This window comes from Pseudomonas leptonychotis, from assembly GCF_004920405.1.
Lineage (GTDB): Bacteria > Pseudomonadota > Gammaproteobacteria > Pseudomonadales > Pseudomonadaceae > Aquipseudomonas > Aquipseudomonas leptonychotis.
In genome coordinates this window covers 886844-911071 of the sequence record NZ_RFLV01000001.1, presented here as the reverse complement: position 1 = coordinate 911071, position 24228 = coordinate 886844, and the positions used below count along the sequence as shown (strand labels likewise).

Sequence of the window (24228 nt, the reverse complement as noted above, 5' to 3'; positions counted from 1 at the left end):
CATGCCCAAGGTGATCGCGCTGATGCTTGCCGCTGGGCGTGGCAGTCGCTTTGGCAGTGACAAGCGCGTCGCACTCATGGTGGATGGGCGCAGCCTGCTGGCAGCCAGCGTCGAACGGGCGCAGCAGGTGTTTAGCCAGGTGCATGTGCTGTTGCGCGCTGAGGATGACCCGCAAACGTTGGGCTTAGCAGCCGATTGCCAGGTCATTCGTTGCGCCGAGGCCGATCAAGGCATGGGCCACAGCCTGGCGGCCGGCATCCGCGGGCTGGCTGGGCAGGATGCCGAGGCCATTGCGGTAATGCTTGGCGATATGCCGTGGGTCAGCGCTCACAGCCTGCAGCAACTGTGCGACCAAGCGACGCCTGAGCGCATTGTTTATCCGCTGTGCGAAGGCCGGCGCGGGCACCCAGTGCTATTCGGTCGCGCCTTCTGGCCGCAGTTGCTGAACCTGACCGGCGATCAAGGCGCTCGCGAGCTGCTGCAAGCCCATGCAGCTGTCTGTCACCCTATCGTTCTGGACGATGCCGGTGTGCTGCGCGATGTTGATCGGCCTGAGGCACTGTTGGCGCGTTGAAACGCCTTGTGGCAGCCCGCCGCGCGACAATCAACCACAGCAAAACTTGCCCCGCGAGGCGCTACTCTTTAAACATGCCTTGATCCGCGTCAATGTGTTGCGCGCGGGTTTGTAGGGTCGCATTGGTCCTGTCATGGCCGCACTGAACCCCAGAACAATAATCGTACTCAAAGCTTTCCGTACCCTTAGCGGCGTGCGCGCTCGTGCGCCATGCCCCGTATTACCTGACTGAGGAAACGCCATGTTTGGATTGGAGGCACTCGATCTCGCCAGAATCCAGTTCGCATTCACCATCTCGTTCCACATTGTCTTCCCGGCCATCACCATCGGCCTGGCCAGTTACCTGGCCGTATTGGAAGGTATGTGGCTGAAAACGGGGCAAGAGGTGTACCGCGACCTGTACCACTTCTGGGCGAAGATTTTTGCGGTCAATTTCGGCATGGGCGTGGTCTCCGGGCTGGTCATGGCCTACCAATTCGGCACCAATTGGAGTGCGTTCTCCGACTTTGCCGGGGCGGTCACCGGGCCGCTGCTGACCTATGAAGTGCTCACCGCATTCTTCCTCGAAGCGGGCTTCCTCGGGGTCATGCTGTTTGGCTGGAACCGCGTCGGCCCTGGCTTGCACTTTTTTTCCACGGTGATGGTGGCGGTCGGTACGCTGATCTCAACCTTCTGGATTCTCGCCTCCAACAGCTGGATGCACACCCCGCAGGGCTTCGAAATTATCGACGGTCGGGTGATCCCGGTGGACTGGTTCGCCGTGGTGTTCAACCCCTCGTTCCCTTACCGGTTGGCGCATATGGCCACGGCGGCGTTCCTCTCCACCGCCTTCTTCGTGGGCGCCTCGGCGGCCTGGCACTTGCTACGCGGCCGTGATAACCCGGCGATTCGCAAAATGCTGTCGATGGCGATGTGGATGGCGCTGATCGTAGCGCCAATCCAGGCAGTGATCGGCGACTTCCACGGCCTGAATACGCTCAAGTATCAGCCGGCAAAAATCGCTGCGATCGAAGGCCATTGGGAAAATCATGGCGACGAACCGACGCCGCTGATCCTGTTCGGTTGGCCGGATATGGAGCGCGAAGAAACCCGCTTCAAGGTTGAAATCCCCGCGCTCGGTAGCTTGATCCTGACCCATAGCCTGGATAAGCAGGTGCCGGCGCTCAAGGAGTTTGCCAAAGAAGACCGGCCAAATTCGACCATCGTGTTCTGGACCTTCCGCATCATGGTCGGCCTCGGCATGCTGATGATCCTCACCGGGCTCTGGGGGCTATGGGCGCGCGCACGTGGCACCCTTTTCCAGTCCCGCCCGCTGCTGCATCTGGCGGTGTGGATGGGCCCATCGGGGATCATCGCGCTGCTTGCCGGTTGGTACACCACCGAAATCGGCCGCCAGCCGTGGGTGGTGTATGGCTTGATGCGTACGGCCGATGCCTCGTCCGGGCACAGCTTTGCGCAGATGAGCCTGACTCTGGTGCTATTTGTGGTGGTGTATTTCGCCCTGTTTGGTGCCGGCATCGGTTACATGCTGCGCCTGGTGCGCAAAGGTCCGGTTACCGATGAGGGCAAGGAAGTTGCCGAAGGCGGTCCTGGACAGAAGCGCACACCGTCGCGGCCACTGTCCGCGGCCGAAGAAGGCCTGGAAGACGGCCACACCGACTCGTTGGATGAGAGGAATTGAGCATGGGTATTGATCTCTCGCTGATCTGGGCTGTGATCATCGGCTTCGGGGTGATGATGTATGTGGTCATGGACGGCTTCGATCTGGGCATCGGCATCCTCTTTCCCTTCGTCAAAAGCGAAGGCGAACGCAATGTGATGATGAACACCGTGGCGCCCGTTTGGGACGGTAACGAAACCTGGCTGGTGCTGGGCGGCGCCGCGCTGTTCGGTGCCTTTCCGCTGGCTTACGCGGTGGTGCTCAGTGCGCTGTACCTACCGCTGATCTTTATGCTGTTGGGGCTGATCTTTCGCGGTGTGGCCTTTGAGTTTCGTTTCAAGGCCAAGGCCGCTAAACGGCATATCTGGGACAAAGCGTTTATCGGCGGCTCACTGACCGCGACCTTCTTCCAGGGGGTGGCGCTGGGAGCCTATATCGACGGTTTCGAGGTGGTCGATCGGGTGTACGTCGGCGGCTCGCTCGGCTGGCTCACCCCGTTCTCGCTGTTCTGCGGCCTGGCGCTGATTGCCGCTTATGCGTTGCTCGGCTGCACCTGGCTGATTATGAAAACCAACGGTCGTTTGCAGCAGCAGATGCACGATATGGCGCGGCCGCTGGTGTTCGTCCTGCTCGGCGTCACCGGCATCGTCAGCATTTGGACGCCACTGGCGCATGCCGACATCGCCGAGCGCTGGTTTAGCCTGCCGAATATCTTCTGGTTTATGCCGGTGCCCGTGCTGGTGCTGCTGTGCACCTGGGCTCTGCTGCGGGCAGTGGCGCGCAATGCCAATTACATGCCGTTCCTGCTGACATTAACGTTGATCTTCCTCGGCTATAGCGGTCTTGGCATCAGCCTGTGGCCGAATATCATCCCGCCGTCGATCAGCATCTGGGAAGCCGCCGCGCCGCCGCAGAGCCAGGGCTTTATCCTGGTCGGGGCGCTGTTCATCATTCCGTTCATTCTGATGTACACCGCCTGGAGCTATTACGTGTTTCGCGGCAAGGTGACCGAAGAAGATGGCTACCACTGAGGCTCTGTTATCGGTCAGCTGCGCGTCGGCCCTGCGGCGTTAAAAGCCGGCTCGGAAAGCCGCTTGCGGCTAACGCGCTTTAGCGCGGCCCGAAGGGCGAGTGAAGCGAGTAATGCTCATGTGCAAAGCTCTCGCCTGCTTTGACCAGCCGGAGGCTGTTACTAGCGTAGCGCCTTGCAGGACTCTAGCTCGCGAGACCTCAGGTCAGTTATGAGGGCGAAGATGAACGATGTTGAAGAGAAAAAGCCGCTGTGGCAGCGCCTCGGCTGGCTGGTAGCGATCTGGGCCGGCAGCGTGCTGGCCCTGGGCGCGGTGTCCTATCTGCTGCGCCTGTTTATGCAGGCGGCGGGCATGGGGACGCCTTAAACGCGATTTTGCGGCCTGCTGTGGGAGGCGCTTTAGCGGCGAGCCTATGAGGGCGTTTAATCGCGGCTGAAGCCCCTCCCACATGGCCGTTAAGGCGATGCTTATTTGATCGCTTTGAGCACCACAAACTTGGGTGTGGCGGCCACTTGCTCGACGCCGCGGAACAGTCGTTTCAGTTTGGCGTGGTAGCCCAGGTGGCGGTTGCCGACTATCCACAGCTCACCGCCGGTCACCAAGGCTGCGCGGGCTTGCTGGAACATGCGCCAGGCGAGGAAGTCGCCGACCACCTGCTGCTGATGGAATGGCGGGTTGCACAGCACCAAGTCCAGCGAGTCCTCTGCCTGCTCGGCCAGGCCATCTCCGGCGCGAATCTCTACCGGGCGCTCATTCAGCGCCGCACGCCAGTTTTCCTCGGCTGATTGCACGGCCATATACGACTCATCCACCAAGGTCAGTTCGGCCAGTGGGCTGCCTAAGGCGTAGGCGATGCCGAGCACGCCGTTGCCGCAGCCAAGGTCGGCTACGCGCACGCGGCTGAGGTGCTTAGGCAGGTGCGGGAGAAAGGCGCGGGTGCCGATGTCTAGGTCTTCGCGGCAGAACACATTGGCGTGGTTGAGCAGCTCGATGGCTGGTTTTTCCAAGCGGTAGCGCGTGGGGTAGGGCGATACGGGGGCGGGTTTGGCTTCAGGCGTGGCAATCAGCAGGCGGGCTTTTTTCACCGCCAATGAGGCCTGTACTGGGCCGATATATTTTTCCAACAGGTCGCCGGCTGCACGCGGCAAGTGCTTGACCATGGCAGCGGCAATTACCTGAGCACCAGGCGCGAGCTGGCCGTGCAGGCGAATCAGTTGCTCTTCCAGCAGCGCTAGAGTTTTCGGTACGCGAATCAGCACCACATCGAACGGCCCCTGGGCAACTGCGCTGGCCGGTACAAACTTCACGGCATCTGCCGACAACTGATTGCGTAACAAATTGACCTGTAGCGCCAAGTGGCCGAGGTGCGAGTCACCGCTGCTGCTGACCTGAGCATGCCCGGCCAGGCTGGCCGCCAATGCACCGAAGCTGTCATTGAGGATCAGTACGCGGCTGTCTGGCGTCAGCCCTTGTTCGTGCATCTGGTTGAGCAGGTACTCATCGGCGGCATCAAAGGCCTGCAACGGCTCGTGCGGCTGATCGGGTTGGCGAATCAGGTCGAGTTGGGCGAACGGGGTGCTGAGCAAAGGCATGAATAACTCGGGGGCGGTAGGCCGGGTGGAAGTGCGGTTGGTCGCTATTGTCGGTGCAAGCGGCGGAAAAGTCTCGGAACTGAGAGCTGGTTCAGTAAATCGCGGTTGTGCCGCGCGCCGCTTTACCGAAGAATGCCGCCCCCTTGCGGATCTGCTCAGTCGTGACTGATACCGCTGAGTCAGCAAGGTCGGCATTCAAATAATAACCAGGCCCCGAGCTTCATGCCCGGCTGCGATCTGGTAGCCATGATGGCCAGGAACACGCAGCTGCTTGGCCGTGTTCCGCCGAGCCATCCATAGCCCACACCCCTACTCAATGAGGCCTGCCCATGCAGGCTTCACGACGTTCTATTTGCAAAAGGTATGTTCATGTTCAAGTCCCTGTTGTCTTTAACCTTCATGGCGTTGTTGGTCGCGACAAGCCCGGTTCAGGCGGAAGGCAAGGCTCCAATCGTTATCAAGTTTTCCCATGTGGTGGCTGAGGACACGCCCAAGGGCAAGGGCGCGTTGCTGTTTAAAAAACTGGTGGAAGAGCGCTTGGCCGGTCAGGTCGTAGTCGAGGTCTACCCCAACTCGACGTTGTTCGGCGATGGCGATGAGATCAACGCGCTGCGCGAGGGCAAGGTGCAGATGCTGGCGCCCTCGCTGTCCAAGTTCGAGGCCTATACCAAGCAACTGCAGGTATTCGACCTGCCGTTCCTGTTCGATGATCTGGAGGCCGTCAAACGCTTCCAGAAACGTGACAAGAGCCGTGAGCTGCTGCACGCCATGTCCAGTCACGGCATCTACGGCTTGGCGTACTGGAACAACGGTATGAAGCAATTGACCGCTAACCGCGAACTGCGCAAACCCGAGGATGCCAAGGGGCTGGTGTTCCGTATTCAGCCTTCGTCGGTGCTGGAAGCGCAGTTCAGCCAGCTTGGCGCCAAGACCGTGAAAATGCCGTTCGCTGAGGCGTTCAAGGCGCTGCAAGCCGGCACCATCCAGGGCACCGAAGGCCCCTGGTCGAACATCGCCAGCCAAAAGGTCGACACGGTTCAGCCGTTTATCAACGAACTCAACCACGGTTCGTTGAGCTATATGCTGATTAGCAGCAAGACGTTCTGGGCCAGCATCCCCTACAAAACGCGCACGGATTTGGAAGCGATCATCGAAGAGGTCTCCTTCTCGGTAAACAAGGACGCCGAGGCGCTGAACAACAATGATCGTCAGCGCATCATTGCCGCCGGCAATGCCAAAGTGGTCACCCTTACGGCCGAGGAGCGTGCAGTCTGGCGCACTGCGCTGAGCCCGATGTGGAAGACCTTTGAAGCGGAGATCGGTGCCGATGTGCTGCGTGCCGCGCAGGCGGTCAATCGCCGTTAGAACCGCGATCTGCTGCGCGTCGGCCCTACAGCGTTAAAAACAGGCTCGGAATGCTCATTTACAGTCAGTAAACTCCGCTTCCTCGCCTGTTTTCGCCTTGTATGGCTCTAGCTCGCGAGATCGTGAACAGGTTATAGGGTAAAGGCCAAGAGCCCCCAGGTTTTGCCGGTGTTTGTTCGGCCGGTGTTGCGCCACACTGGGCTTGTGCAATCCGCATAGGTCCGGTGTTCGCATGACCAGTGACGACAAGTACACCCAGCAAACCCTTACCTCTATCCGGGTCTGGTCGCCCAGCCTGTTCAGCCTGCGCTGTACGCGAGATGCGAGCTTTCGCTTTCAGGCTGGGCAGTTCGCCCGGCTGGGTGTGCAGAAGGCCGATGGCTCGGTGGTCTGGCGCGCCTATTCGATGGCCTCGGCGGCCCACGATGAGTTTCTTGAATTCTTCTCCATCGTCGTGCCAGGCGGTGAGTTCACCTCCGAGCTGAGCCGGTTGCAGGTTGGCGACAGCCTGCTGGTGGAAAAGCAGGCGCTGGGCTTTCTTACCCTTGATCGCTTTGCCGATGGCCGCGACCTCTGGTTACTGGCCAGCGGCACCGGTTTGGCACCGTTTCTGTCGATCTTGCAGGGGTTAGAGGTGTGGCAGCGCTTCGCGCGCGTGGTGCTGGTGTACAGCGCACGTACAGCCAGTGAGTTGGCCTATCAGCCGTTGATTCGGGGGCTGATGCAGCAGGCGCATCTGCAGGAATACGCCGAGCGCTTTGTCTACCTGCCCCTGGTAACCCGCGAGCAGGTGCCCGGCTGTCTGCATGGGCGCATCACTACTTTGCTGGAAAGTGGCGAGCTGGAACGGGCAGCGGGTTTGAGTCTGGATCCGGCCTTTTCGCGGCTGATGATCTGCGGCAATCCGCAGATGATCGACGACACCCGCGCGCTGCTGAAGCAGTGTGGCTTACAGCTCAGTCTGACTCGTCGGCCGGGGCAGGTGGCGGTAGAGAACTACTGGTAGGGACTTATCTCAGGTAAACACTGCAAAGGCACCCGAGGGTGCCTTTGCAGTGTTTAGCGATGCTACTCCTTGGCCTGCTGAGCCTTGAGCAGGTCGCGAATTTCGCTGAGCAGCTCCTGCTCCTTAGTCGGTGCTGCGGGCGCCGCTGGGGCCGCCTCTTCTTCGCGCTTGAGTCTGTTGATCACCTTAACGCCCATAAAGATGGCGAAGGCCACAATCACAAAATCGATAATCGTCTGGATAAATTTGCCGTAGCCCACGGTTACAGCCGCGACATCGCCTTCGGCAGCTTTGAGCACAATGGCCAGGTCGGAGAAGTCCACGCCGCCAATCAGCATGCCCAGGGGTGGCATCACCACGTCACCGACGAAGGAGGAGACGATCTTGCCGAAGGCCGCGCCGATGATGATGCCCACGGCCATGTCGACCACATTGCCCTTAACTGCAAAGGCTTTGAATTCACTGATTATGCTCATGCTGCTTTCCCGGTTAGGTGAGGTTGCGCTGAGTGTAATCGAGCATGTGCGGCTTGCCAGCTACTTCTCAGGCTGGGTAATGGACCTCGGGTAGCGACTCAAAGCCCGGTTTGGCCAGCAAGTAGCCTTGAAATAGCTCCACGCCCATATCGCGCAGCGCATGCAGTTCACCGAGGCTTTCGATGCCTTCGGCAATCACTCGAATATTCAGCTTACGGCACATCTGTAAGGTCGCTTCGACCAGAATCTGGCGTACGTTGTCTTGGTCGATGTCACGAATCAGCTGCATATCCAGCTTGATCAAGTCGGGCTGGAAGTCGGCCAGTAAATTGAGGCCGGCATAGCCTGCACCGAAATCATCAATCGCCGTCATAAAGCCCTGCTTGCGGTAGGCGCGCAGGATGCCCGTGAGATGGTCGATATCCAGCACCTGCTCTTGTTCGGTGACCTCGAAGATAATCCGCTCCAGCGGGAAGTTGAAGCGAGTTGCCGCCTCCAGCGTGGCGCGGATGCAGGTTTCCGGCTTGTACACCGCGTTGGGCATAAAGTTGATCGAGACCATGGCCGGTATTTGCAGTTTGGCAGCCCACTGCAGGGCAGTAATCCGGCAGGCCTGGTCGAATGGGTAGAGATTGTCCGCGTTGAGCTTGCTCAGCAGGCTGCCGGCGGACTCACCAGCAGTACCGCGCACCAGCGCTTCGTGGGCAAATATGGTCCCGGTGTTCAGGTTGATAATGGGCTGAAAGGCCATGCTGATGGGGAACCCCAGCCCTTGGCCGTCCCGGCAAGCCGAACATCCTGATGCTGTACTCATAACCTGTTCTCGTTAGTGGTTCCGGACGCTTGGGCAAAGATAGCAGAAGCTGTCTGAGGTAGGGTTTTAAGGCTTCGCGGCAGAGCTGGCGCGACTGGGCTAGGCTCAGTGCAGGCCTGTCATGAGGATGCCGTTATGCCATTGCAACATCACCCACTGCACCGCGAGTTTCCTGAACTCAAGACGCAATTGCATGACTTGTTATCCCGTGACGGGCATTTCGCTCGCCTGGCCGAGGAGTACGAAGAGCTCGATAAGCGTATTTATGAAGCCGAAAGCGGTCGGGTGGCCATTGATGAGATGTTGCTGCTGGGCCTGAAAATGCAGCGCGTCAGCCTCAAGGACGAGCTGGCAGGCTTGCTGGGCGCCACGCCATAGCGCGATGGGCTTGATCCGGGTCAAGTATCGGCCCCGGATCAGGGGATAGTCTGCAAGCAGTGACTAGCCCAGAGGAATGCCCGCATGTATGTTGAACACCATCCGCTGATCAAGGACTTCCCCGAGTTGCGCGGCGCGCTGCATGAGCTGCGCCTCGGCGATGCCGACTTCGCCCGCCTGGCCGACACCTACGAAACCCTGGATAAGCGCATCTGCCGGATTGAGGCGGGCAGCGAATTGCTGGCTGACGATGCACTGCTTGCCCTTAAGCAGGAACGCGTTGACCTCAAGGATGACCTCGCGCGCCGGCTTAAACGTTCTGCTGGGCAGTGTTGTGGTTGCGGCAATGGCTGCAAATCGTAGGTGCGCAGGACTGTAAATATATCCAGCTATTTCGTATGATCCGGGCTCAGCGTTTATAGGAGTCCGGCATGGCCAAGGCCAAGCGCATGTATGGCTGCACCGAGTGCGGCGCTACCTTTCCCAAATGGGCCGGCCAGTGCGGCGAGTGCGGGGCCTGGAACACCCTGGTCGAAACCCTGCTCGAAGCCAACGCGGCGACCCCTAGCGGGCGTGCGGGTTGGGCGGGTGAGCAGGTGCAGATCAAGACCCTCGCCGAGGTCAGCGTCGAGGAAATGCCGCGTTTCTCCACTGCATCCAGTGAGCTGGATCGGGTGCTCGGCGGCGGCTTGGTGGATGGCTCGGTGGTGCTGATTGGCGGTGACCCCGGTATCGGCAAGTCAACCATCCTGCTGCAGACCTTGTGCAATATCGCCACGCGCTTTCCCGCGTTGTATGTCACCGGTGAAGAATCCCAGCAGCAGGTGGCCATGCGCGCGCGCCGCCTGGGCTTGCCGGAAGACAAACTCAAGGTGATGACCGAAACCTGCATCGAAAGCATCATCGCCACGGCGCGCATCGAAAAGCCCAAGGTGATGGTGATCGACTCGATCCAGACCATCTTTACCGAACAACTGCAATCAGCGCCTGGCGGCGTCGCCCAGGTGCGTGAGAGTGCGGCGCTGCTGGTGCGCTTTGCCAAACAAAGCGGCACGGCGATCTTCCTGGTTGGCCATGTGACCAAGGAAGGCGCGCTGGCTGGGCCGCGCGTGCTGGAGCATATGGTCGATACCGTACTGTATTTCGAGGGCGAGTCTGATGGTCGCCTGCGTCTGCTGCGCGCGGTAAAGAACCGTTTCGGTGCGATCAACGAACTGGGCGTGTTCGGCATGACCGACAAGGGGCTGAAAGAAGTCACTAACCCCTCGGCGATCTTCCTCACCCGCGCCCAGGAAGAGGTGCCCGGCAGTGTGGTGATGGCCACCTGGGAAGGCACCCGGCCGATGTTGGTTGAAGTGCAGGCACTGGTTGATACCAGCCATATGGGCAACCCGCGCCGAGTGACCCTAGGGCTGGATCAGAATCGTCTCGCCATGCTGCTGGCCGTGCTGCACCGGCATGGCGGCATTCCCACCTACGACCAGGACGTATTCCTCAACGTGGTCGGCGGGGTCAAGGTGCTGGAAACTGCTTCCGATCTGGCGCTGATGGCTGCCGTTATCTCTAGCTTGCGCAACAAGCCGCTGCCGCATGATCTGCTGGTGTTTGGTGAAGTGGGTTTGTCGGGTGAGATTCGCCCGGTACCAAGCGGTCAGGAGCGCTTGAGAGAGGCGGCCAAGCATGGCTTTAAACGCGCCATCGTGCCCAAGGGCAATGCGCCGAAAGATCCGCCGCCCGGTTTGCAGGTGATTGCCGTGACGCGCCTGGAGCAGGCGCTGGATGCATTGTTCGAGTAATGCTGCCACGCGCGATGAAACACGGGCGATAAAAAAGGAGGCATCGGCCTCCTTTTTCGTTACTCGTCTTCGCCGAGTGCCGCGAGTTCGCGCTCAAGCAGGCTTTCATCACCTAAATTGAGCTCCACCAGGCGGCGCAGGTGGCTGATTGAATCGAGATCGATATGCCGGCAAACAAAACCGAGCAGATCGTCCTGGGTGCGGGTCAGCACCACTTCCATCAGCACGCGAGTGTCATCGGCCAGCTGCACGCTGGCTTCAAACGGTTGATTAGGGTCACCGTTCCAGCCGCTAGGCCGCTTGATCAGCAGGCCTTTCAGCGAGACGTCATGCAGTTCGACCGTCCAGCGCCGTTCGCCTTGCACAATCTCGGTCGGTGCGTCGAAAGCGATGCGGTGAAAGCGCCGGCGCTCATTGGCTGTGTCGCTCATGCAAAGAAACTCCTACGAGGTTTTATCCACTATAGCCAAGGCTGCTGCCGAGGGTGGGCTTTTATCTGACGGGGTTGTCGATGTGCCGGGCACAAAAAACCCGCGCAGTGGCGGGTTTTTCTGTTGCAGGCGGGTGTCGCTTAGTTGCCGTATACCGGGAACGTGGCGCAAACCGCTTTCACTTGCTCGCGGATGCGCGCTTCAACCGCTTCGTCGCCCAGATTGGCGAGGATTTCGCAGATCCAGCCAGCCAGTGCGCGGCACTCGTCTTCCTTGAAGCCGCGGGTGGTCACCGCTGGGGTGCCGATGCGCAGGCCGGAGGTGACGAACGGCGAACGTGGATCGTTCGGCACACTGTTCTTGTTCACGGTGATAAAGGCGCGACCCAGGGCGGCGTCGGCGTCTTTACCGGTGATGTCTTGCTTGATCAGGCTGAGCAGGAACAGGTGGTTCTCGGTGCCGCCGGAGACCACGTCGTAACCGTTTTCAATAAACACGCTGGCCATGGCCTGGGCGTTCTTGATCACTTGCTGCTGGTAGGTCTTGAACTCAGGCTGCAGTGCCTCTTTGAAGCACACGGCTTTACCGGCAATCACGTGCTCCAGTGGGCCGCCCTGGCCGCCTGGGAAGACCGCGGAGTTGAATTTCTTCTCCAGCGCTTCGTTGGCACGGGCCAGAATCAGGCCGCCACGCGGGCCGCGCAGGGTTTTGTGGGTGGTGGTGGTCACCACGTCAGCGAACGGCACTGGGTTCGGGTAAACGCCAGCGGCAACCAGGCCAGCGACGTGGGCCATGTCGACGAACAGGTAGGCGCCAACTTTGTCAGCAATGGCGCGGAAACGCGGGAAGTCGAGGATCTGCGAGTAGGCGCTGAAACCGGCGATGATCATCTTCGGCTTGTGCTCAACGGCCAGGCGCTCAACTTCGTCATAATCGATCAGGCCGGTGACGTTGTCGATGCCGTACTGCACGGCGTTGTACATCTTGCCGGAGAAGCTGACGCTGGCGCCGTGGGTCAGGTGGCCGCCGTGGGCCAGGCTCATGCCCAGTACGGTGTCACCGGCTTCCAGCAGAGCCATGTACACGGCGCTGTTGGCTTGGCTGCCGGAGTGCGGCTGGACGTTGGCGTAGTCGGCGCCGAACAGTTCTTTGGCGCGGTCGATGGCCAGCTGTTCAACGATGTCGACGTATTCGCAACCGCCGTAGTAACGCTTGCCTGGGTAGCCTTCAGCGTACTTGTTGGTCAGTACCGAGCCTTGGGCTTCCATCACCGCTGGGCTGGTGTAGTTCTCCGAGGCGATCAGCTCGATGTGATGTTCCTGGCGCTGGGCTTCTTGCTCCATCGCGGCAAACAATTCGGCGTCATAACGGGCGATAGTCAAATCACGGCTGAACATAGCATTCCCCTGAGAAAATCAGCTGGGCGGTAGAAAGAGGGGGCGAATTCTACCTCATCCGTAATAAACAGGCATATGAAGCGTGGTCATCTGGCGGACAAGTGGGGCTCATGTGCGCAGGCGGCTTAGCTCAGCATAAACAACGCGGTGCCAGTGAACAGCGCGGTGAATTGCTGTGGCGGCATCGGCCGGCCGAGCAGGAAACCCTGCACTTCGTCGCAATCGTGGCCGCGCAGGAAGTCCAGCTGGGCCAAGGTTTCCACGCCTTCGGCGATTACCTTGAGGTTCAGGCTGTGGGCCATGGCGATGATGGCGCGGGCAATCTGGCCGTCCTGCTCGCCGTGGGGCAGGCCGTCGACAAAGCTGCGATCGATTTTCAGCACATCGATGGGGAACTGCTTGAGGTAGTTCAGCGAGCTGTAACCGGTGCCGAAGTCGTCGATGGCGATGTACACGCCAAGCTTCTTCAGGCTGCCGAGGGTTTGCATGGCGTTGGCCACGTCTTCCATCAGGATGCTTTCGGTCAGCTCCAGTTCCAGGCAGCCTGCGGGAATGCCGCTGTGCTGAAGAATCTGTGCAATCCGTTGGTGCAGGTCGCCTTCGGCAAACTGGCGGGCTGACAGATTGACGGAAATCTTTGGCACGCGAATCTTCGCCTCGTGCCATTCGGCCAGTTGCCGGCAGGCTTCACGCAGCACCCAATCACCAACCTGCACAACCAGGCCCAGCTCTTCGAGCACCGGAATAAAGTCGCTCGGTGGCACCAGGCCGCGCTGCGGGTGCTGCCAGCGCAACAGCGCCTCGGCGCCGGTTAGACGTTTGCCGTCGCCGGAGAATTGCGGCTGGTAATAGAGCTTGAACTCGCCCTGTTCAAGGGCATGGCGCAGGTCACTTTCCAGTTCCAGTCGCTGCAGGGCGCTGGCGTTCATGTCGGCCTGGTAGAACTGGAAATTATTCTTGCCGCGCTCTTTGGCGTGGTACATCGCCGTATCGGCGTTTTTCATCAGCTGGCTCAGCTCGTTGCCGTCTTGCGGGCTGAGGGCAATACCGATGCTGGCGGTGACAAAGAACTCACGGCCTTCGAGGATAAAGGGTTGTTCCAGACTGGCGAGAATCTGCTCGCCGACATGAATGGCCCGCGTCAGTGCCCCTTCGCGCTGTGGCTGGGAGTTGAGCAGCAGGGTGAACTCGTCGCCGCCCATGCGCGCCACGGTGTCGTCGCCGTCAACACAGGCGCTCAGGCGCACGGCCACTTCTTTGAGCATGCGATCGCCGGCGGCATGGCCGAGCGAGTCGTTAATCGGTTTGAAGCGGTCGAGGTCGAGGAACATCAACACCACCCACTCCTGATGCCTTTCACCGTGCTGCAAGGCGCTGTGCAAACGGTCCTGGAACAGCGTGCGGTTGGGCAGTTGGGTCAGGGCGTCGTAGTAGGCCAGGCGGTGGATGCGCTGCTCACTGGCTTTGCGTTCGCTGATGTCACTGAAGAAGCACACGTAGCTGACCAGGTCACCTTCATCATCTTTGACCGCGGTGATGCCAACCCAGGCGGGGAAGTTTTCGCCGCTTTTGCGCTTGAGCCACACTTCACCCTCCCAGCTGCCCTGCTGGTTGAGTTGCTTGATCACATAGCCCAGGTGGCTGGCCTGTTGGGTGTCGGCGGTGAGCATGCTGGGTAGCTGGTCGAGGATCTGCTTGGAGCTGTAGCCGCTGACACGGCTGAAGGCATGGTTAACCTGAACGATATAGCCGGCCGGGTCGGTGACCAGAATCGCTGCTGTGGAATGCTCGAATACCGTGGCGGCCATGCGCAGGTCTTTTTCGGCGCGGCGCTGCAAGCTGATGTCGCGGCCGACGCCGAGCAGACCTTCAAAGCGCCCGCTGTCATCCCACATGGGCACCAGGCGCAGTTCCACCGGGATTTTCTGGCCATCGGCGCGCAGGGCGTCGAACACGAACAGCTGCGGCAGGAACTGCGTGCGCAACTCTGCCAGGCGCTGTGGGTCGCCGAGGGCATTGCGCACGCGGTCGAGCAGGGCGTAGAAGCCAATCAGCTGCCGTGGGTTCGTGGCGAGGCTATGGAAGCCGTTGCGCAGTGCCCACTCACTGTCATAGCCGAGTACCTGCACCACCGAGGGGCTGACGTAGTTGAGTTGCAGGTCGCTGCCAGTCGAGAAGATCACGTCGCTGATGCTTTCTGCCAGCAGGCGATAGCGCTGCTCGCTGGTGCGCAGGGATTCGCTGTGGGTGATTTGCTCGGTGATGTCTTTGGCCACGCCGATCAAGCGGCTGACCCGGCCCTTGTCATCACGCGCCAAGGCTTGCTCGCGAATGTCGAACCAATGCCAGCTGCCGTCGCGGTGCCGCCAGCGCAGCTCGAACTGCATCAGCAAGCCATTGCCGACCACCTGCTGAATATTACGCATGCGCTGATACAGCTCGACATCATCGGGATGCAGCAGCTTTTCCCACAGGCGGTCACCGATCTGGAGCAGTTCCGCTTTGCTATAACCGAGCTGCGGGCCCAGGTGGTTGTTGCTGTACATCACCCGCTTGGCCGCGATGTCGTGCACATAGATGGTGTCGGGCACGGCCTTGACCACATCGGACCAGAACCGCTCGCGTTCGATCAGCGAGGTTTCGATACGTTTGCGATTGGTTATATCGCTGATGCTTAGCGTGACCGCTTGCAAGTCGTCGATGCTGTCCGGCATGCGCAGCAACAGCCACAAATGCCGTTCATGGCCTTGCGGCGTGCTGATCTGCCGCTCCATTTCCAATTGCCGACTGCCGGTGAGCAGGGCGTTCAGCAACTGCATGCGAAAGCCTTGAGGGCTTAGCGGACCGTTATTGAGCAGGTACTGCCAGGCTTGTGCGTTTGAGTCGACCCCGAGCAGTTGCAGGGCCACCTGGTTGGTTTCCGTCAGGCGCAAGCGCTGGCAAATCTCGGCATGGTGTTGCGGGTCGGCGTCCAGCCAACGCTGCAAGCTGTGCATCGTGCTCAGCTGTTGCTGTTGCAAATAGCGCTGCAGTTCACTCAGGTCGAGCACGCACAGGGCGGTGCCGGTGCCGTCAAAGATGTCCTGGTAACGCCGCCGGGTTTCCTGCAGTACCTGCGAGGCCTGCTGTTCTTCGGTGACGTCGCGCAGCACCCAGACAAAACCGGCGCGCTTGTTATCTTCACTGAGGTCGCTGCGGCTGATGTCATACAGGTGAGTGACGCCGTTCTGCTGGATTTCCACCAGGTCGGGGCCGAGGTCATTATGCAGGGCGGTGTCATGCAGCAGCAGCGGGTCGAGGCGCGGCAGCAGCTTGAGCAGGTGCCAGTTACGCGCCTCGCTATTGCTCAGGCCAAACATCGCCTCAGCTTGCGGGTTGAGGTATTGCAGCTGGCCATTGCTGTCGGTGACCAGCACGCGCTCTTCGATGGCGCCCAATACGCTGGCGGCTTGCTCCAGCGAGCGCCGTGAGGCGGTATTGAGTGCATGCAGGCTGCGTTGTTCGTGCAGCAGGCGAAACAGGGCGAGCAGTGTCAGCGTGGCACAGAGGATAAACAGCAGCAGCTTGCTGGCTTGTTGGGGCAGTTGCTGGGCGCGCACCTTGCGCTCGTTGAACAATGCGCGTAGCTGCCAGTCACTGCCCTTGAGTGGGGTTTGTAACATGCTCTGGTCGAGGTTTTCCGCCGTGACCGGGGGTGCAATTGAGGTGTTGGTGGCGGCGGATAGATTGCTGGCAATCACCCGCTGCACATTGCGATCTTCCAGCAACCACTGGTGCGGGCTTTGATGATGTTCATGCAGCCAGCTGCTTAGCGCCTGATTGGTCAAGCGCAGGGCCCAGAAGCCGCTGGCGGCGCTGTCAGGGTTCTGTCGCAACAACAGGTAGATGCGCCCTTTATCGTTAGCGCTGAAGGTATAGAAGAAACTTTCGCGGCCACCTCGTTGCAGCAGTTCAGCCAGGTACAGCACATCGTTAGTCGGCGTCTGGCTGTCGGCAATGATGTCACCCTGGGCATTCAGCCAGGCCACGCTGCGCAAGGTTGGAAAGACGCTGCGCAAGGTGTTTAGCAGCTCATCGCGCTCGTCTGCGCTGCGTGGGGGTAGAACATGGGGTTGCAGCAGGGCTTGGCCGGCGCTGGCCTTGAGGTCCATGTTCAGGCTCAAGTGGTTGGCCAGCTGCGAGCTGTAGGCCAGGCCCAATTGACGTTGGTTATCCAGCAGTTGCTGGGATTCTTGGCGCAGTTGCCAGATCAGCAACACCAGCATGCTCAGCACCAAGACCACCAGCGCGCCACGGGTCGGCCCGCGCATCACCTTTGCCGGAGCTGTGCCCGGGGTGTGCGCTGTGGTGGGGGGCGTAACTCTTGGCAAAGACGTGCATCCTGAGACTGGGCAGCTATGGGCGGGTGCCCGCTAGGTGCGCGATGTGGCTGGCTGGCAAAGGGCCGCTAGCATGCCATAACCGTGGCAAAGTGCCAGCGCGGCCGACGAGCGTCGTTTGCCCTGTACCGCGCATTCCGGTAGCTTTGCCGCACGCGCGCGTGCCTGTTTACGTTCAGTGCGCTGGCAGCGCCTGGCGGCTCCGTCCCCGCCGTGTGGCCTTGGGCTGCACGTATCAGTTGGCGGCTTCTTTTTCGTTCCAATCCAGAACCAAGGTTATCCATGGCTCAATACGTATACACCATGCATCGGCTCGGCAAAGTAGTGCCGCCGAAGCGGGAAATCCTCAAGAACATCTCCCTGTCGTTCTTCCCTGGCGCCAAAATCGGCGTGCTTGGCCTTAACGGTTCGGGTAAATCCACCCTGCTGAAAATCATGGCCGGTGTCGACACCGAGTTTAACGGTGAAGCGCGGCCCATGCCGGAGCTGAACATCGGCTACCTGCCGCAGGAGCCGCAGCTGGATCCGAGCAAGACCGTGCGCGAAGTGGTGGAAGAGGCGGTTAGCCATATTAAAGATGCCCAGGCGCGCCTGGATCAGGTCTACGCCGCCTACGCCGAGCCGGATGCCGACTTCGATAAGCTGGCCGCCGAGCAGGCCAAGCTCGAAGCCATCCTGCAAACCAGCGACGGTCACAACCTGGAGCGTCAACTGGAAGTCGCTGCTGATGCCCTGCGCTTGCCAGCTTGGGACGCCAAAGTTGCTGTGCTCTCCGGCGGTGAGAAGCGCCGTGTAGCGCTGTGCCGCCTGCTGCTGTCGGCCCCCGACATGCTGCTGCTGGACGAGCCGACCAACCACCTAGACGCCGATTCGGTGGCCTGGCTGGAGCACTTCCTCCATGACTTCCAGGGTACCGTGGTGGCGATTACCCACGACCGTTACTTCCTGGATAACGTTGCGGGCTGGATTCTCGAACTCGACCGCGGCGCCGGTATTCCCTACGAGGGCAACTACTCGGGTTGGCTGGAGGCTAAATCGAACCGTCTGGCGCAGGAGTCCAAGCAGCAGTCGGCTCACGAAAAGGCCATGAAGGAAGAGCTGGAGTGGGTGCGCAAAGGCGCCAAGGCTCGCCAGTCGAAATCCAAGGCACGTTTGCAGCGCTTCGAAGAAATGCAGTCGCAGGAATTCCAGAAACGCAGCGAAACCAACGAGATTTACATCCCGGTTGGCCCGCGTCTGGGCGACAAGGTCATCGACTTTGTGGGCGTCAGCAAAGGCTACGGCGACCGCGCGCTGATCGATAACCTGTCGTTCAGCATGCCTAAAGGCGCCATCGTCGGTGTGATCGGTGGTAACGGTGCCGGTAAGTCGACCCTGTTCCGCATGCTGATGGGCAAGGAGCAGCCGGATTCGGGCAGCATCGAAATCGGTGAAACCGTGCAGCTGGCTTGCGTCGATCAGAGCCGCGACGACCTCGACGGCAGCAAGAGCGTGTGGGAAGCCGTGTCCGGCGGTTCCGACATGATCAAGATTGGTAACTATGAAGTCCCGTCGCGTACCTATGTGGGGCGCTTCAACTTCAAAGGCGGCGACCAGCAGAAGTTCGTCAAGGACCTCTCCGGTGGTGAGCGCGGTCGTTTGCACCTGGCGTTGACCCTGAAAGAGGGCGCCAACGTGTTGCTGCTCGATGAGCCGTCTAACGACCTCGACGTGGAAACCCTGCGCTCGCTGGAAGAAGCCCTGCTCGACTTCCCAGGCGCTGCCATTGTGATCTCTCACGATCGTTGGTTCCTCGATCGCGTGGCAACCCACATCCTGGCGTACGAAGACGACTCGCACATCGAGTTCTTCGAAGGCAACTACACCGAGTACGAAGCGGACCGTAAAAAGCGCTTGGGCGATGCGGCTGCGCAACCGCACCGCGTGCGTTACAAGAAGCTGGCGCAGTAAGCCAGGCTGTACAACAAAACGGAGCCTTCGGGCTCCGTTTTGTTTTTCGGCATTTGCGCCGGCATTGCGGGCCTAGTAGTGATACCAGCGCAGTGTCAGCAGCAGCTCGTTTTCCGGCGTTTGCAGCTGGCTGAATTGGCGTGTGGCACTCAAGCGTAAACCGAGGTTGTCCGTGACCTCCCATTGCTGGTTCAGCGCCAAGCTACGGCGTACTTCACCTTGCAGAAAGTAGTCGCCTTTGGCCTCCACACTCAGGTTGCCCAGCGCGTTGTTCCAGATCAAACCGCTGTTGAAACCAGCGGCCGGTGCGATAAAGGCGGCGAAGTCACTGTTGTGCTCCAGGCGGGCTGTGGCCATGGCGTATGCCAACGTATCGTCGCCGAGTTGCCAAGTGCCGCCAGCACCACCGTTTATATGGCTAACCAGCTCACGCTGCTCATGTGTGCCCGGAACGCGCTCCAGGCCGCCGGCCACCTGCCAGGAAAGGGGTTGGAGTAGCCGATTGCGCGGGGTTAGTGAGCGGATGGTGGCCAGATCAAGGCGCTCTAACTGCCAGTGATTGCCTTCGTACTGACGTAGCTTGAATTGAAGGATTTCGATTTGCGCGCCCAGCGGAAAGCCCGCCAGGTTGTCATTCAGGTCGTGGTACGCCATGCGCAGGCCATATTCGGCAAAGCTGCGGTCCCCACGGCTGCCCGCACCGAGTTGCCAGGTGCGTGATTGATGGCCATTTTCAGGCAGCTCCGGGCGCGCCACTGACAGTTCACCAGGCGGGTTACGGTTGATTGCTTGCAACAGTTCGAAGCTGCGCTGGGCCTGCACGCTGTCACGTTCAGCGCCGGTGGCGTGGTAGCGCACCAAACGGTAAGCGGCATCTTGGATCAGGGCGCGGCGCTCAAGCGCTAAGCCACGGAATGCATTGTCTTGCAGCAGGTTACTGTCGTCTGCCAATGCCAGAACCCAATCTTGTTCCGTTTCGTCCAGCTGGCTGGCGCGAGCGAGCAACTCTTTTTCCCGCGAAGGGCGATAATCGATACGCTCGACCATGCCCGCTTGCTTGACGGCGCGTACGGTGTCGGTGGGAATGGCCGTTAGCGGGAACTGCGCCGTTAACGCCACGCCAGGTCGGGCTATTTCGAGCAGTTCAAGCAGGCGGAATGAGCAGTTTTCGTCAAAGAAAAAATAGTCGAAACGGACCTGCTTAAGCTCCCAGACATGCTCGATCATGCGGGCGGTTTCAGCGGGTGTCAGGTTGAGTTGGTACTCCCACAGATCGCGATTTTCCAAGCGGCTGTATTCGGCCAGCTTGGCGCGGTAGGACACCAGGGAGAACAGTCCAGGGTAGCCGCCCATCAAGCCTTTCCAGGCGTACAGCATGCTGTTGTCCATGCCCTCGATATAGGCACCAAAGTTCAAGGCATAGCTGAGCAGAGCGGTTCCGTTTGCATCGACGTCGGCCTGGTCGATCCGCAGCAAGGTATGGCCGAACATTGACGACGGGCTATTGAGGTAGGCCGCCGGAAAAATAAGTACTGCGCGATGAGGCTGAATGTCATCGAACCAGCGCTGGTATTCAGTGCAGCTCGGCTGAGGGAGGTCATCCAGTTGCAGTTGTTCACGCAGCCAGCGGGTGCGGGCCGGGAATACGCATTGGGGGTGGCTGTCACCTGCTTCGGCAGGCTGATAAAGCGCGTGTAAGGTGGCGCTGAGTTCGGCCGATGGATCGCTATCACCGTGCTCGGCCAGAAAGAATCCGCTGTCATCAACGTAGCTGCGCCAGCCACCCAGCTTGCCGGTTTCGTAATGGCCGAGAGCAATCCAGTAAGGGTCGTTGGCGAGTGCATCAAGGGCTTGCAGTGATGGCGCAGGCGCTGCGTGCAAGGGCGCGCAGGCAGCAAGTAATACACACAGTAACAAGCGTTTGGGCATAGTCATCTACTAATGGCGAGGGCAAGCGCCCAGAGCGCTCGAGGTGACGGAAGGCGGTTAAACGGTGTTGCCGGCTGCATGCAGCCGGCAGGGTGCGCGGATTAAACCGGCTGAGCGTACTTCGCCAGGCGGCTGTCACGTTTGATGACGGCCAGAGTTGCTGCGTGCATCTGCTCGCCGGTGATGTCGGCCGAGCTAAAGATTTCACTGAAATGGCTGTGGGTTACGGCCGCGAAATGCGCACGGTCTTGCTCGGCAACGCCCAGCAAGACGGCATAGGTAGTCAAGGCTTCGCCTTCACCTTTAGCCATGTCTTCGGACAGCTCGTCGAGCATGCCGTTGATCGCGAGCAGTGATTTGCCGCCGTACGTCAGGGCGCCATCGGTCGAGCAACCATTGGTGCCGGAGGTCATGCCGAATGTGGCGTTGCCCGATGTGCCGTTGGTGGTCGACGCGATGAAGTGCGAAGGCAGGCCGCGTTCGCCCTCAAACAACATATTGCCCCAACCGCAGTTTGGGCCGCCTGGTGCTTCTGCCAAGGCAGACAGGGAGGTTATGGCGAGTAGGGAACCGATCAGAATCCGTTTCATAAAGTGTGCTCTTCAAGTGAGAATGGATTTCGACCGACGGCAAACTGGCCTCACCTTGAGCATTTTGCAATGTCCGTGCGGTGTCAAGCCTGCTGTGAAAAACCACCGCTACTTGTGACGCCGTGCCGTTTGTTTTTCGTGCTGCACATGCCGCGTGTCCACTGCGCAGCTGTTTGGGGGATGCGCCGAGTAAAACCGGCGTGATGCCTTGCCAGTGCGCGACGTGCAGCGCCAGAATGGGCCATATTTTCCGCGGCAGGTGCCGCCCGTTAAGGATTTCCAATGCCAGACTCTGTCGCAGCCCATTTGCGCTTGGCTCCCGAAGCACTTACCCGTCCTTTCTCACCTGAGCAATTCAACTTCACCAATACCGAGGATCTTGAGCCCTTTCGTGGCGTATTGGGACAGGAGCGTGCCGTCGAGGCGCTGCAGTTTGGCGTGGCCATGCCGCGCCCCGGCTATAACGTATTTGTCATGGGCGAGCCCGGCACTGGGCGTTTTTCCTTTGTTAAGCGCTACCTCAAGGCTGAAGCTAAACGCCTCGAAACCCCGGCTGATCGGGTGTACGTCAATCATTTCGACGAGCCGCGCGAGCCCCGTGCGCTGGAGCTGCCCGCCGGCACCGCCGCGGAATTTCTCGCCGATATCAATGGCCTGATCGATAACCTGCTGGCGACCTTCCCGGCGGTGTTTGAACACCCCTCGTTCCAGCAGAAGAAGAACGCCATCGACCGCGACTTCAATAAACGTTACGACCAGGCGCTGGACGTGGTCGAGCGCCTGTCGCTGGAAAAAAGCGTCGCGCTCTATCGCGACAGCAGCAATATCGCCTTCACCCCGATGCTCGATGGCAAGGCGCTGGATGAGGCTGAGTTTGCCCAGTTGCCAGAAGCCGATCGTGAGCGTTTCCATGCCGATATCGCCACGCTGGAAGAGCGCCTCAACGAGGAACTGTCCAGCCTGCCGCAGTGGAAGCGCGAGTCGAGCAACCTGCTGCGTCAGCTCAATGAAGAAACCATCACCGTCGCCTTGCAGCCACTGCTAACCCCGCTGTCGCACAAATATGCGGAAAACGCCGAGGTCTGCGCCTATTTACAGGCGATGCAGGTTTACCTGTTGAAAACGGTGGTCGAGCAGTTGGTCGAGGTGGACAAGATCGATGCCCAGACCCGTAAGTTGCTCGAAGAGCAGTACTGCCCGAGCCTGGTGGTCGGCCATCACGCTCAGGGCGGCGCTCCAGTGGTGTTCGAACCGCATCCGACCTATGACAACCTGTTCGGGCGTATCGAATACAACACTGACCAGGGCGCGCTCTACACCAGTTATCGCCAGCTGCGCCCTGGTGCGCTGCACCGTGCTAATGGCGGCTTTCTAATTCTCGAAGCCGAGAAGATGCTCGGTGAGCCATTTGTTTGGGATGCGCTTAAGCGAGCCCTGCAATCGCGGCAGCTAAAGATGGAATCACCGTTAGGGGATCTTGGTCGTATCGCCACGGTGACCCTGACCCCGCAGATGATTCCGTTGCACCTGAAAGTGGTGATCATTGGCTCGCGCCAGCTGTATTACACGTTGCAGGACCTCGATCCCGACTTCCAGGAAATGTTTCGCGTACTGGCTGACTTTGATGAAGACATTCCGCTGGCCGACGACAGCCTCGAACAATTCGCCCAATTGATAAAAACCCGCACCTCGGAAGAGGGCATGGCCCCGCTGACGGCTGCCGCGGTGGCACGGGTCGCGACTTACAGTGCGCGCCTGGCCGAACATCAGGGCCGCTTGTCTGCGCGTATTGGTGATCTGTTCCAGCTGGTCAGCGAGGCCGACTTTATTCGCAGCCTGGCCGGGGATGAAGTGACCGACGCCGGGCATATCGAGCGCGCCCTGAAAGCCAAGGCCACCCGCACCGGCCGAGTGTCGGCGCGGATCATCGATGACATGTTGGCCGGGATTATCCTGATCGACACCGCCGGCGCGGCCGTGGGCAAATGCAACGGTCTGACTGTGCTGGAGGTCGGTGATTCAGCCTTTGGCGTGCCAGCGCGGATTTCCGCCACGGTCTATCCAGGCGGGAGCGGCATCGTCGATATCGAGCGTGAGGTCAACCTCGGCCAGCCGATTCACTCCAAGGGCGTGATGATCCTTACGGGTTACCTGGGTAGCCGTTATGCCCAGGAGTTCCCGCTGGAAATCTCGGCGAGTATCGCGCTGGAGCAGTCCTACGGCTATGTCGACGGTGACAGCGCCTCGCTGGGCGAGGTGTGCACGCTGATCTCGGCGCTTTCGCGTACGCCGCTCAAGCAGTGTTTCGCCATTACCGGCTCGATCAACCAGTTCGGCGAGGTGCAGGCGGTCGGTGGGGTCAACGAGAAGATTGAAGGTTTCTTCCGTTTGTGTGAAGCGCGCGGCCTGACCGGCGAGCAAGGCGCGATCATCCCGCACTCCAACGTCACCACTCTGATGTTGGATGAACGGGTGCTGCAGGCGGTGCGCGCCGGGCAGTTCCATATCTATGCGGTGCGCCAGGTCGACGAGGCACTGAGTCTGTTGGTCGGCGCGGACGCCGGCTCGCCCAATGAAAAGGGCCAGTTCCCTGCAGGCAGCGTCAATGCGCGGGTGGTTGAGCGTCTGCGCGATATCGCCGCCATGGGTATGGAGGACGACGACAAGGAGGAGCCGAAGAAGGAAGAACCGGCTGCTGCGGTCAAGGAGAAGAAGCCACGGGCGAAAAAGCCGGCGGCTGAATGACCGCGGTGCGCAGGCAATTCGCCCGGTGGTTGATCAGTCACTGAGCGAAGTGTCTGGCCGGCCGGGCCGCCTGGCTATGGCCGGCTTATCCTGGTTTCATCCACACAGTTATCCA

Annotated in this window: 19 protein-coding genes; 11 read left to right on the top strand and 8 right to left on the bottom strand. The window is 60.1% G+C overall.

Going from position 1 to position 24228, the window contains the following annotated elements:
• The first annotated feature begins 1 nt into the window (after nucleotide 1).
• The 4 genes from D8779_RS04155 (at nucleotide 2) to D8779_RS04140 (ending at nucleotide 3631) form a co-directional block, all read left to right on the top strand.
• Nucleotides 2-574 carry a nucleotidyltransferase family protein gene (locus D8779_RS04155; RefSeq protein WP_136663192.1) on the top strand — a complete coding sequence of 191 codons (573 nt, stop codon included), beginning with the start codon at nucleotides 2-4 and terminating at the stop codon, nucleotides 572-574.
• A 241-nt stretch (nucleotides 575-815) separates the two neighbouring features.
• Nucleotides 816-2255 carry a cytochrome ubiquinol oxidase subunit I gene (locus D8779_RS04150; RefSeq protein ID WP_136663191.1) on the top strand — a complete coding sequence of 480 codons (1440 nt, stop codon included), beginning with the start codon at nucleotides 816-818 and terminating at the stop codon, nucleotides 2253-2255.
• A 2-nt stretch (nucleotides 2256-2257) separates the two neighbouring features.
• Nucleotides 2258-3265, top strand: coding sequence for a cytochrome d ubiquinol oxidase subunit II (cydB, locus tag D8779_RS04145; RefSeq protein WP_136663190.1), 1008 nt, complete (start codon nucleotides 2258-2260; stop codon nucleotides 3263-3265).
• Nucleotides 3266-3487: 222 nt separating this feature from the next.
• Nucleotides 3488-3631 (top strand): DUF2474 domain-containing protein, encoded by a 144-nt coding sequence (locus D8779_RS04140; RefSeq protein ID WP_090249480.1) that lies wholly within the window; start codon nucleotides 3488-3490, stop codon nucleotides 3629-3631.
• Between the two features lie 101 nt (nucleotides 3632-3732).
• Here D8779_RS04140 and D8779_RS04135 read toward each other — a convergent pair whose 3' ends face one another.
• Nucleotides 3733-4857, bottom strand: a complete 1125-nt coding sequence (locus D8779_RS04135) for a methyltransferase (protein WP_136663189.1) — start codon at nucleotides 4855-4857, stop codon at nucleotides 3733-3735.
• A 369-nt stretch (nucleotides 4858-5226) separates the two neighbouring features.
• On the opposite strand from D8779_RS04135, the gene D8779_RS04130 reads away from it, so the two are divergent.
• Both D8779_RS04130 and D8779_RS04125 read left to right on the top strand, forming a co-directional pair.
• Entirely contained in the window at nucleotides 5227-6222 is a 996-nt protein-coding gene (locus D8779_RS04130) for a DctP family TRAP transporter solute-binding subunit (protein WP_136663188.1), read from the top strand.
• A gap of 232 nt (nucleotides 6223-6454) precedes the next feature.
• Nucleotides 6455-7228: a ferredoxin--NADP reductase gene (locus D8779_RS04125; protein WP_136663187.1), complete on the top strand. Its 774-nt coding sequence runs from the start codon at nucleotides 6455-6457 to the stop codon at nucleotides 7226-7228.
• A gap of 62 nt (nucleotides 7229-7290) precedes the next feature.
• Here D8779_RS04125 and mscL read toward each other — a convergent pair whose 3' ends face one another.
• Entirely contained in the window at nucleotides 7291-7704 is a 414-nt protein-coding gene (gene mscL, locus D8779_RS04120; protein ID WP_136663186.1) for a large-conductance mechanosensitive channel protein MscL, read from the bottom strand.
• A 67-nt stretch (nucleotides 7705-7771) separates the two neighbouring features.
• Nucleotides 7772-8518, bottom strand: coding sequence for an EAL domain-containing protein (locus D8779_RS04115; protein ID WP_136663185.1), 747 nt, complete (start codon nucleotides 8516-8518; stop codon nucleotides 7772-7774).
• Between the two features lie 135 nt (nucleotides 8519-8653).
• On the opposite strand from D8779_RS04115, the gene D8779_RS04110 reads away from it, so the two are divergent.
• From D8779_RS04110 to radA, 3 genes are all read left to right on the top strand, one after another.
• Nucleotides 8654-8896, top strand: coding sequence for an HP1242/YdcH family protein (locus D8779_RS04110; RefSeq protein ID WP_136663184.1), 243 nt, complete (start codon nucleotides 8654-8656; stop codon nucleotides 8894-8896).
• An 84-nt stretch (nucleotides 8897-8980) separates the two neighbouring features.
• Nucleotides 8981-9259 (top strand): HP1242/YdcH family protein, encoded by a 279-nt coding sequence (locus tag D8779_RS04105; protein WP_136663183.1) that lies wholly within the window; start codon nucleotides 8981-8983, stop codon nucleotides 9257-9259.
• A 68-nt stretch (nucleotides 9260-9327) separates the two neighbouring features.
• Nucleotides 9328-10692: a DNA repair protein RadA gene (radA, locus tag D8779_RS04100; protein ID WP_136663182.1), complete on the top strand. Its 1365-nt coding sequence runs from the start codon at nucleotides 9328-9330 to the stop codon at nucleotides 10690-10692.
• A 59-nt stretch (nucleotides 10693-10751) separates the two neighbouring features.
• Here the strand turns inward: radA and D8779_RS04095 are convergent, their stop codons facing one another.
• The 3 genes from D8779_RS04095 to D8779_RS04085 form a co-directional block, all read right to left on the bottom strand.
• Nucleotides 10752-11123: a PilZ domain-containing protein gene (locus D8779_RS04095; RefSeq protein ID WP_136663181.1), complete on the bottom strand. Its 372-nt coding sequence runs from the start codon at nucleotides 11121-11123 to the stop codon at nucleotides 10752-10754.
• Nucleotides 11124-11263: 140 nt separating this feature from the next.
• Nucleotides 11264-12520, bottom strand: coding sequence for a serine hydroxymethyltransferase (gene glyA, locus D8779_RS04090; RefSeq protein ID WP_136663180.1), 1257 nt, complete (start codon nucleotides 12518-12520; stop codon nucleotides 11264-11266).
• A 125-nt stretch (nucleotides 12521-12645) separates the two neighbouring features.
• Nucleotides 12646-16830: a sensor domain-containing protein gene (locus D8779_RS04085; protein ID WP_136663179.1), complete on the bottom strand. Its 4185-nt coding sequence runs from the start codon at nucleotides 16828-16830 to the stop codon at nucleotides 12646-12648.
• Nucleotides 16831-17181: 351 nt separating this feature from the next.
• Between D8779_RS04085 and ettA the strand changes: the two genes are divergently transcribed.
• Nucleotides 17182-18849 (top strand): energy-dependent translational throttle protein EttA, encoded by a 1668-nt coding sequence (gene ettA, locus D8779_RS04080; protein ID WP_136663178.1) that lies wholly within the window; start codon nucleotides 17182-17184, stop codon nucleotides 18847-18849.
• 72 nt (nucleotides 18850-18921) lie between these two features.
• Here the strand turns inward: ettA and D8779_RS04075 are convergent, their stop codons facing one another.
• Nucleotides 18922-20778: an Lnb N-terminal periplasmic domain-containing protein gene (locus D8779_RS04075; protein ID WP_136663177.1), complete on the bottom strand. Its 1857-nt coding sequence runs from the start codon at nucleotides 20776-20778 to the stop codon at nucleotides 18922-18924.
• A gap of 101 nt (nucleotides 20779-20879) precedes the next feature.
• On the bottom strand, nucleotides 20880-21368 hold the full coding sequence (locus tag D8779_RS04070; RefSeq protein WP_136663176.1) for a DUF3015 domain-containing protein: 489 nt from the start codon (nucleotides 21366-21368) through the stop codon (nucleotides 20880-20882).
• A 282-nt stretch (nucleotides 21369-21650) separates the two neighbouring features.
• Between D8779_RS04070 and D8779_RS04065 the strand changes: the two genes are divergently transcribed.
• Nucleotides 21651-24113, top strand: a complete 2463-nt coding sequence (locus tag D8779_RS04065; RefSeq protein ID WP_136663175.1) for a Lon protease family protein — start codon at nucleotides 21651-21653, stop codon at nucleotides 24111-24113.
• The last annotated feature ends 115 nt before the right edge of the window (nucleotides 24114-24228 follow it).

What these genes read in the sequence shown, in the direction of transcription:
- D8779_RS04155 (WP_136663192.1), top strand. Translation starts at nt 2, where the DNA reads ATGCCCAAGGTGATCGCGCTGATGCTTGCCGCTGGGCGTGGCAGTCGC.
- D8779_RS04150 (WP_136663191.1), top strand. Translation starts at nt 816, where the DNA reads ATGTTTGGATTGGAGGCACTCGATCTCGCCAGAATCCAGTTCGCATTC.
- cydB (WP_136663190.1), top strand. Translation starts at nt 2,258, where the DNA reads ATGGGTATTGATCTCTCGCTGATCTGGGCTGTGATCATCGGCTTCGGG.
- D8779_RS04140 (WP_090249480.1), top strand. Translation starts at nt 3,488, where the DNA reads ATGAACGATGTTGAAGAGAAAAAGCCGCTGTGGCAGCGCCTCGGCTGG.
- D8779_RS04135 (WP_136663189.1), bottom strand. Translation starts at nt 4,857, where the DNA reads ATGCCTTTGCTCAGCACCCCGTTCGCCCAACTCGACCTGATTCGCCAA.
- D8779_RS04130 (WP_136663188.1), top strand. Translation starts at nt 5,227, where the DNA reads ATGTTCAAGTCCCTGTTGTCTTTAACCTTCATGGCGTTGTTGGTCGCG.
- D8779_RS04125 (WP_136663187.1), top strand. Translation starts at nt 6,455, where the DNA reads ATGACCAGTGACGACAAGTACACCCAGCAAACCCTTACCTCTATCCGG.
- mscL (WP_136663186.1), bottom strand. Translation starts at nt 7,704, where the DNA reads ATGAGCATAATCAGTGAATTCAAAGCCTTTGCAGTTAAGGGCAATGTG.
- D8779_RS04115 (WP_136663185.1), bottom strand. Translation starts at nt 8,518, where the DNA reads ATGAGTACAGCATCAGGATGTTCGGCTTGCCGGGACGGCCAAGGGCTG.
- D8779_RS04110 (WP_136663184.1), top strand. Translation starts at nt 8,654, where the DNA reads ATGCCATTGCAACATCACCCACTGCACCGCGAGTTTCCTGAACTCAAG.
- D8779_RS04105 (WP_136663183.1), top strand. Translation starts at nt 8,981, where the DNA reads ATGTATGTTGAACACCATCCGCTGATCAAGGACTTCCCCGAGTTGCGC.
- radA (WP_136663182.1), top strand. Translation starts at nt 9,328, where the DNA reads ATGGCCAAGGCCAAGCGCATGTATGGCTGCACCGAGTGCGGCGCTACC.
- D8779_RS04095 (WP_136663181.1), bottom strand. Translation starts at nt 11,123, where the DNA reads ATGAGCGACACAGCCAATGAGCGCCGGCGCTTTCACCGCATCGCTTTC.
- glyA (WP_136663180.1), bottom strand. Translation starts at nt 12,520, where the DNA reads ATGTTCAGCCGTGATTTGACTATCGCCCGTTATGACGCCGAATTGTTT.
- D8779_RS04085 (WP_136663179.1), bottom strand. Translation starts at nt 16,830, where the DNA reads ATGCGCGGGCCGACCCGTGGCGCGCTGGTGGTCTTGGTGCTGAGCATG.
- ettA (WP_136663178.1), top strand. Translation starts at nt 17,182, where the DNA reads ATGGCTCAATACGTATACACCATGCATCGGCTCGGCAAAGTAGTGCCG.
- D8779_RS04075 (WP_136663177.1), bottom strand. Translation starts at nt 20,778, where the DNA reads ATGCCCAAACGCTTGTTACTGTGTGTATTACTTGCTGCCTGCGCGCCC.
- D8779_RS04070 (WP_136663176.1), bottom strand. Translation starts at nt 21,368, where the DNA reads ATGAAACGGATTCTGATCGGTTCCCTACTCGCCATAACCTCCCTGTCT.
- D8779_RS04065 (WP_136663175.1), top strand. Translation starts at nt 21,651, where the DNA reads ATGCCAGACTCTGTCGCAGCCCATTTGCGCTTGGCTCCCGAAGCACTT.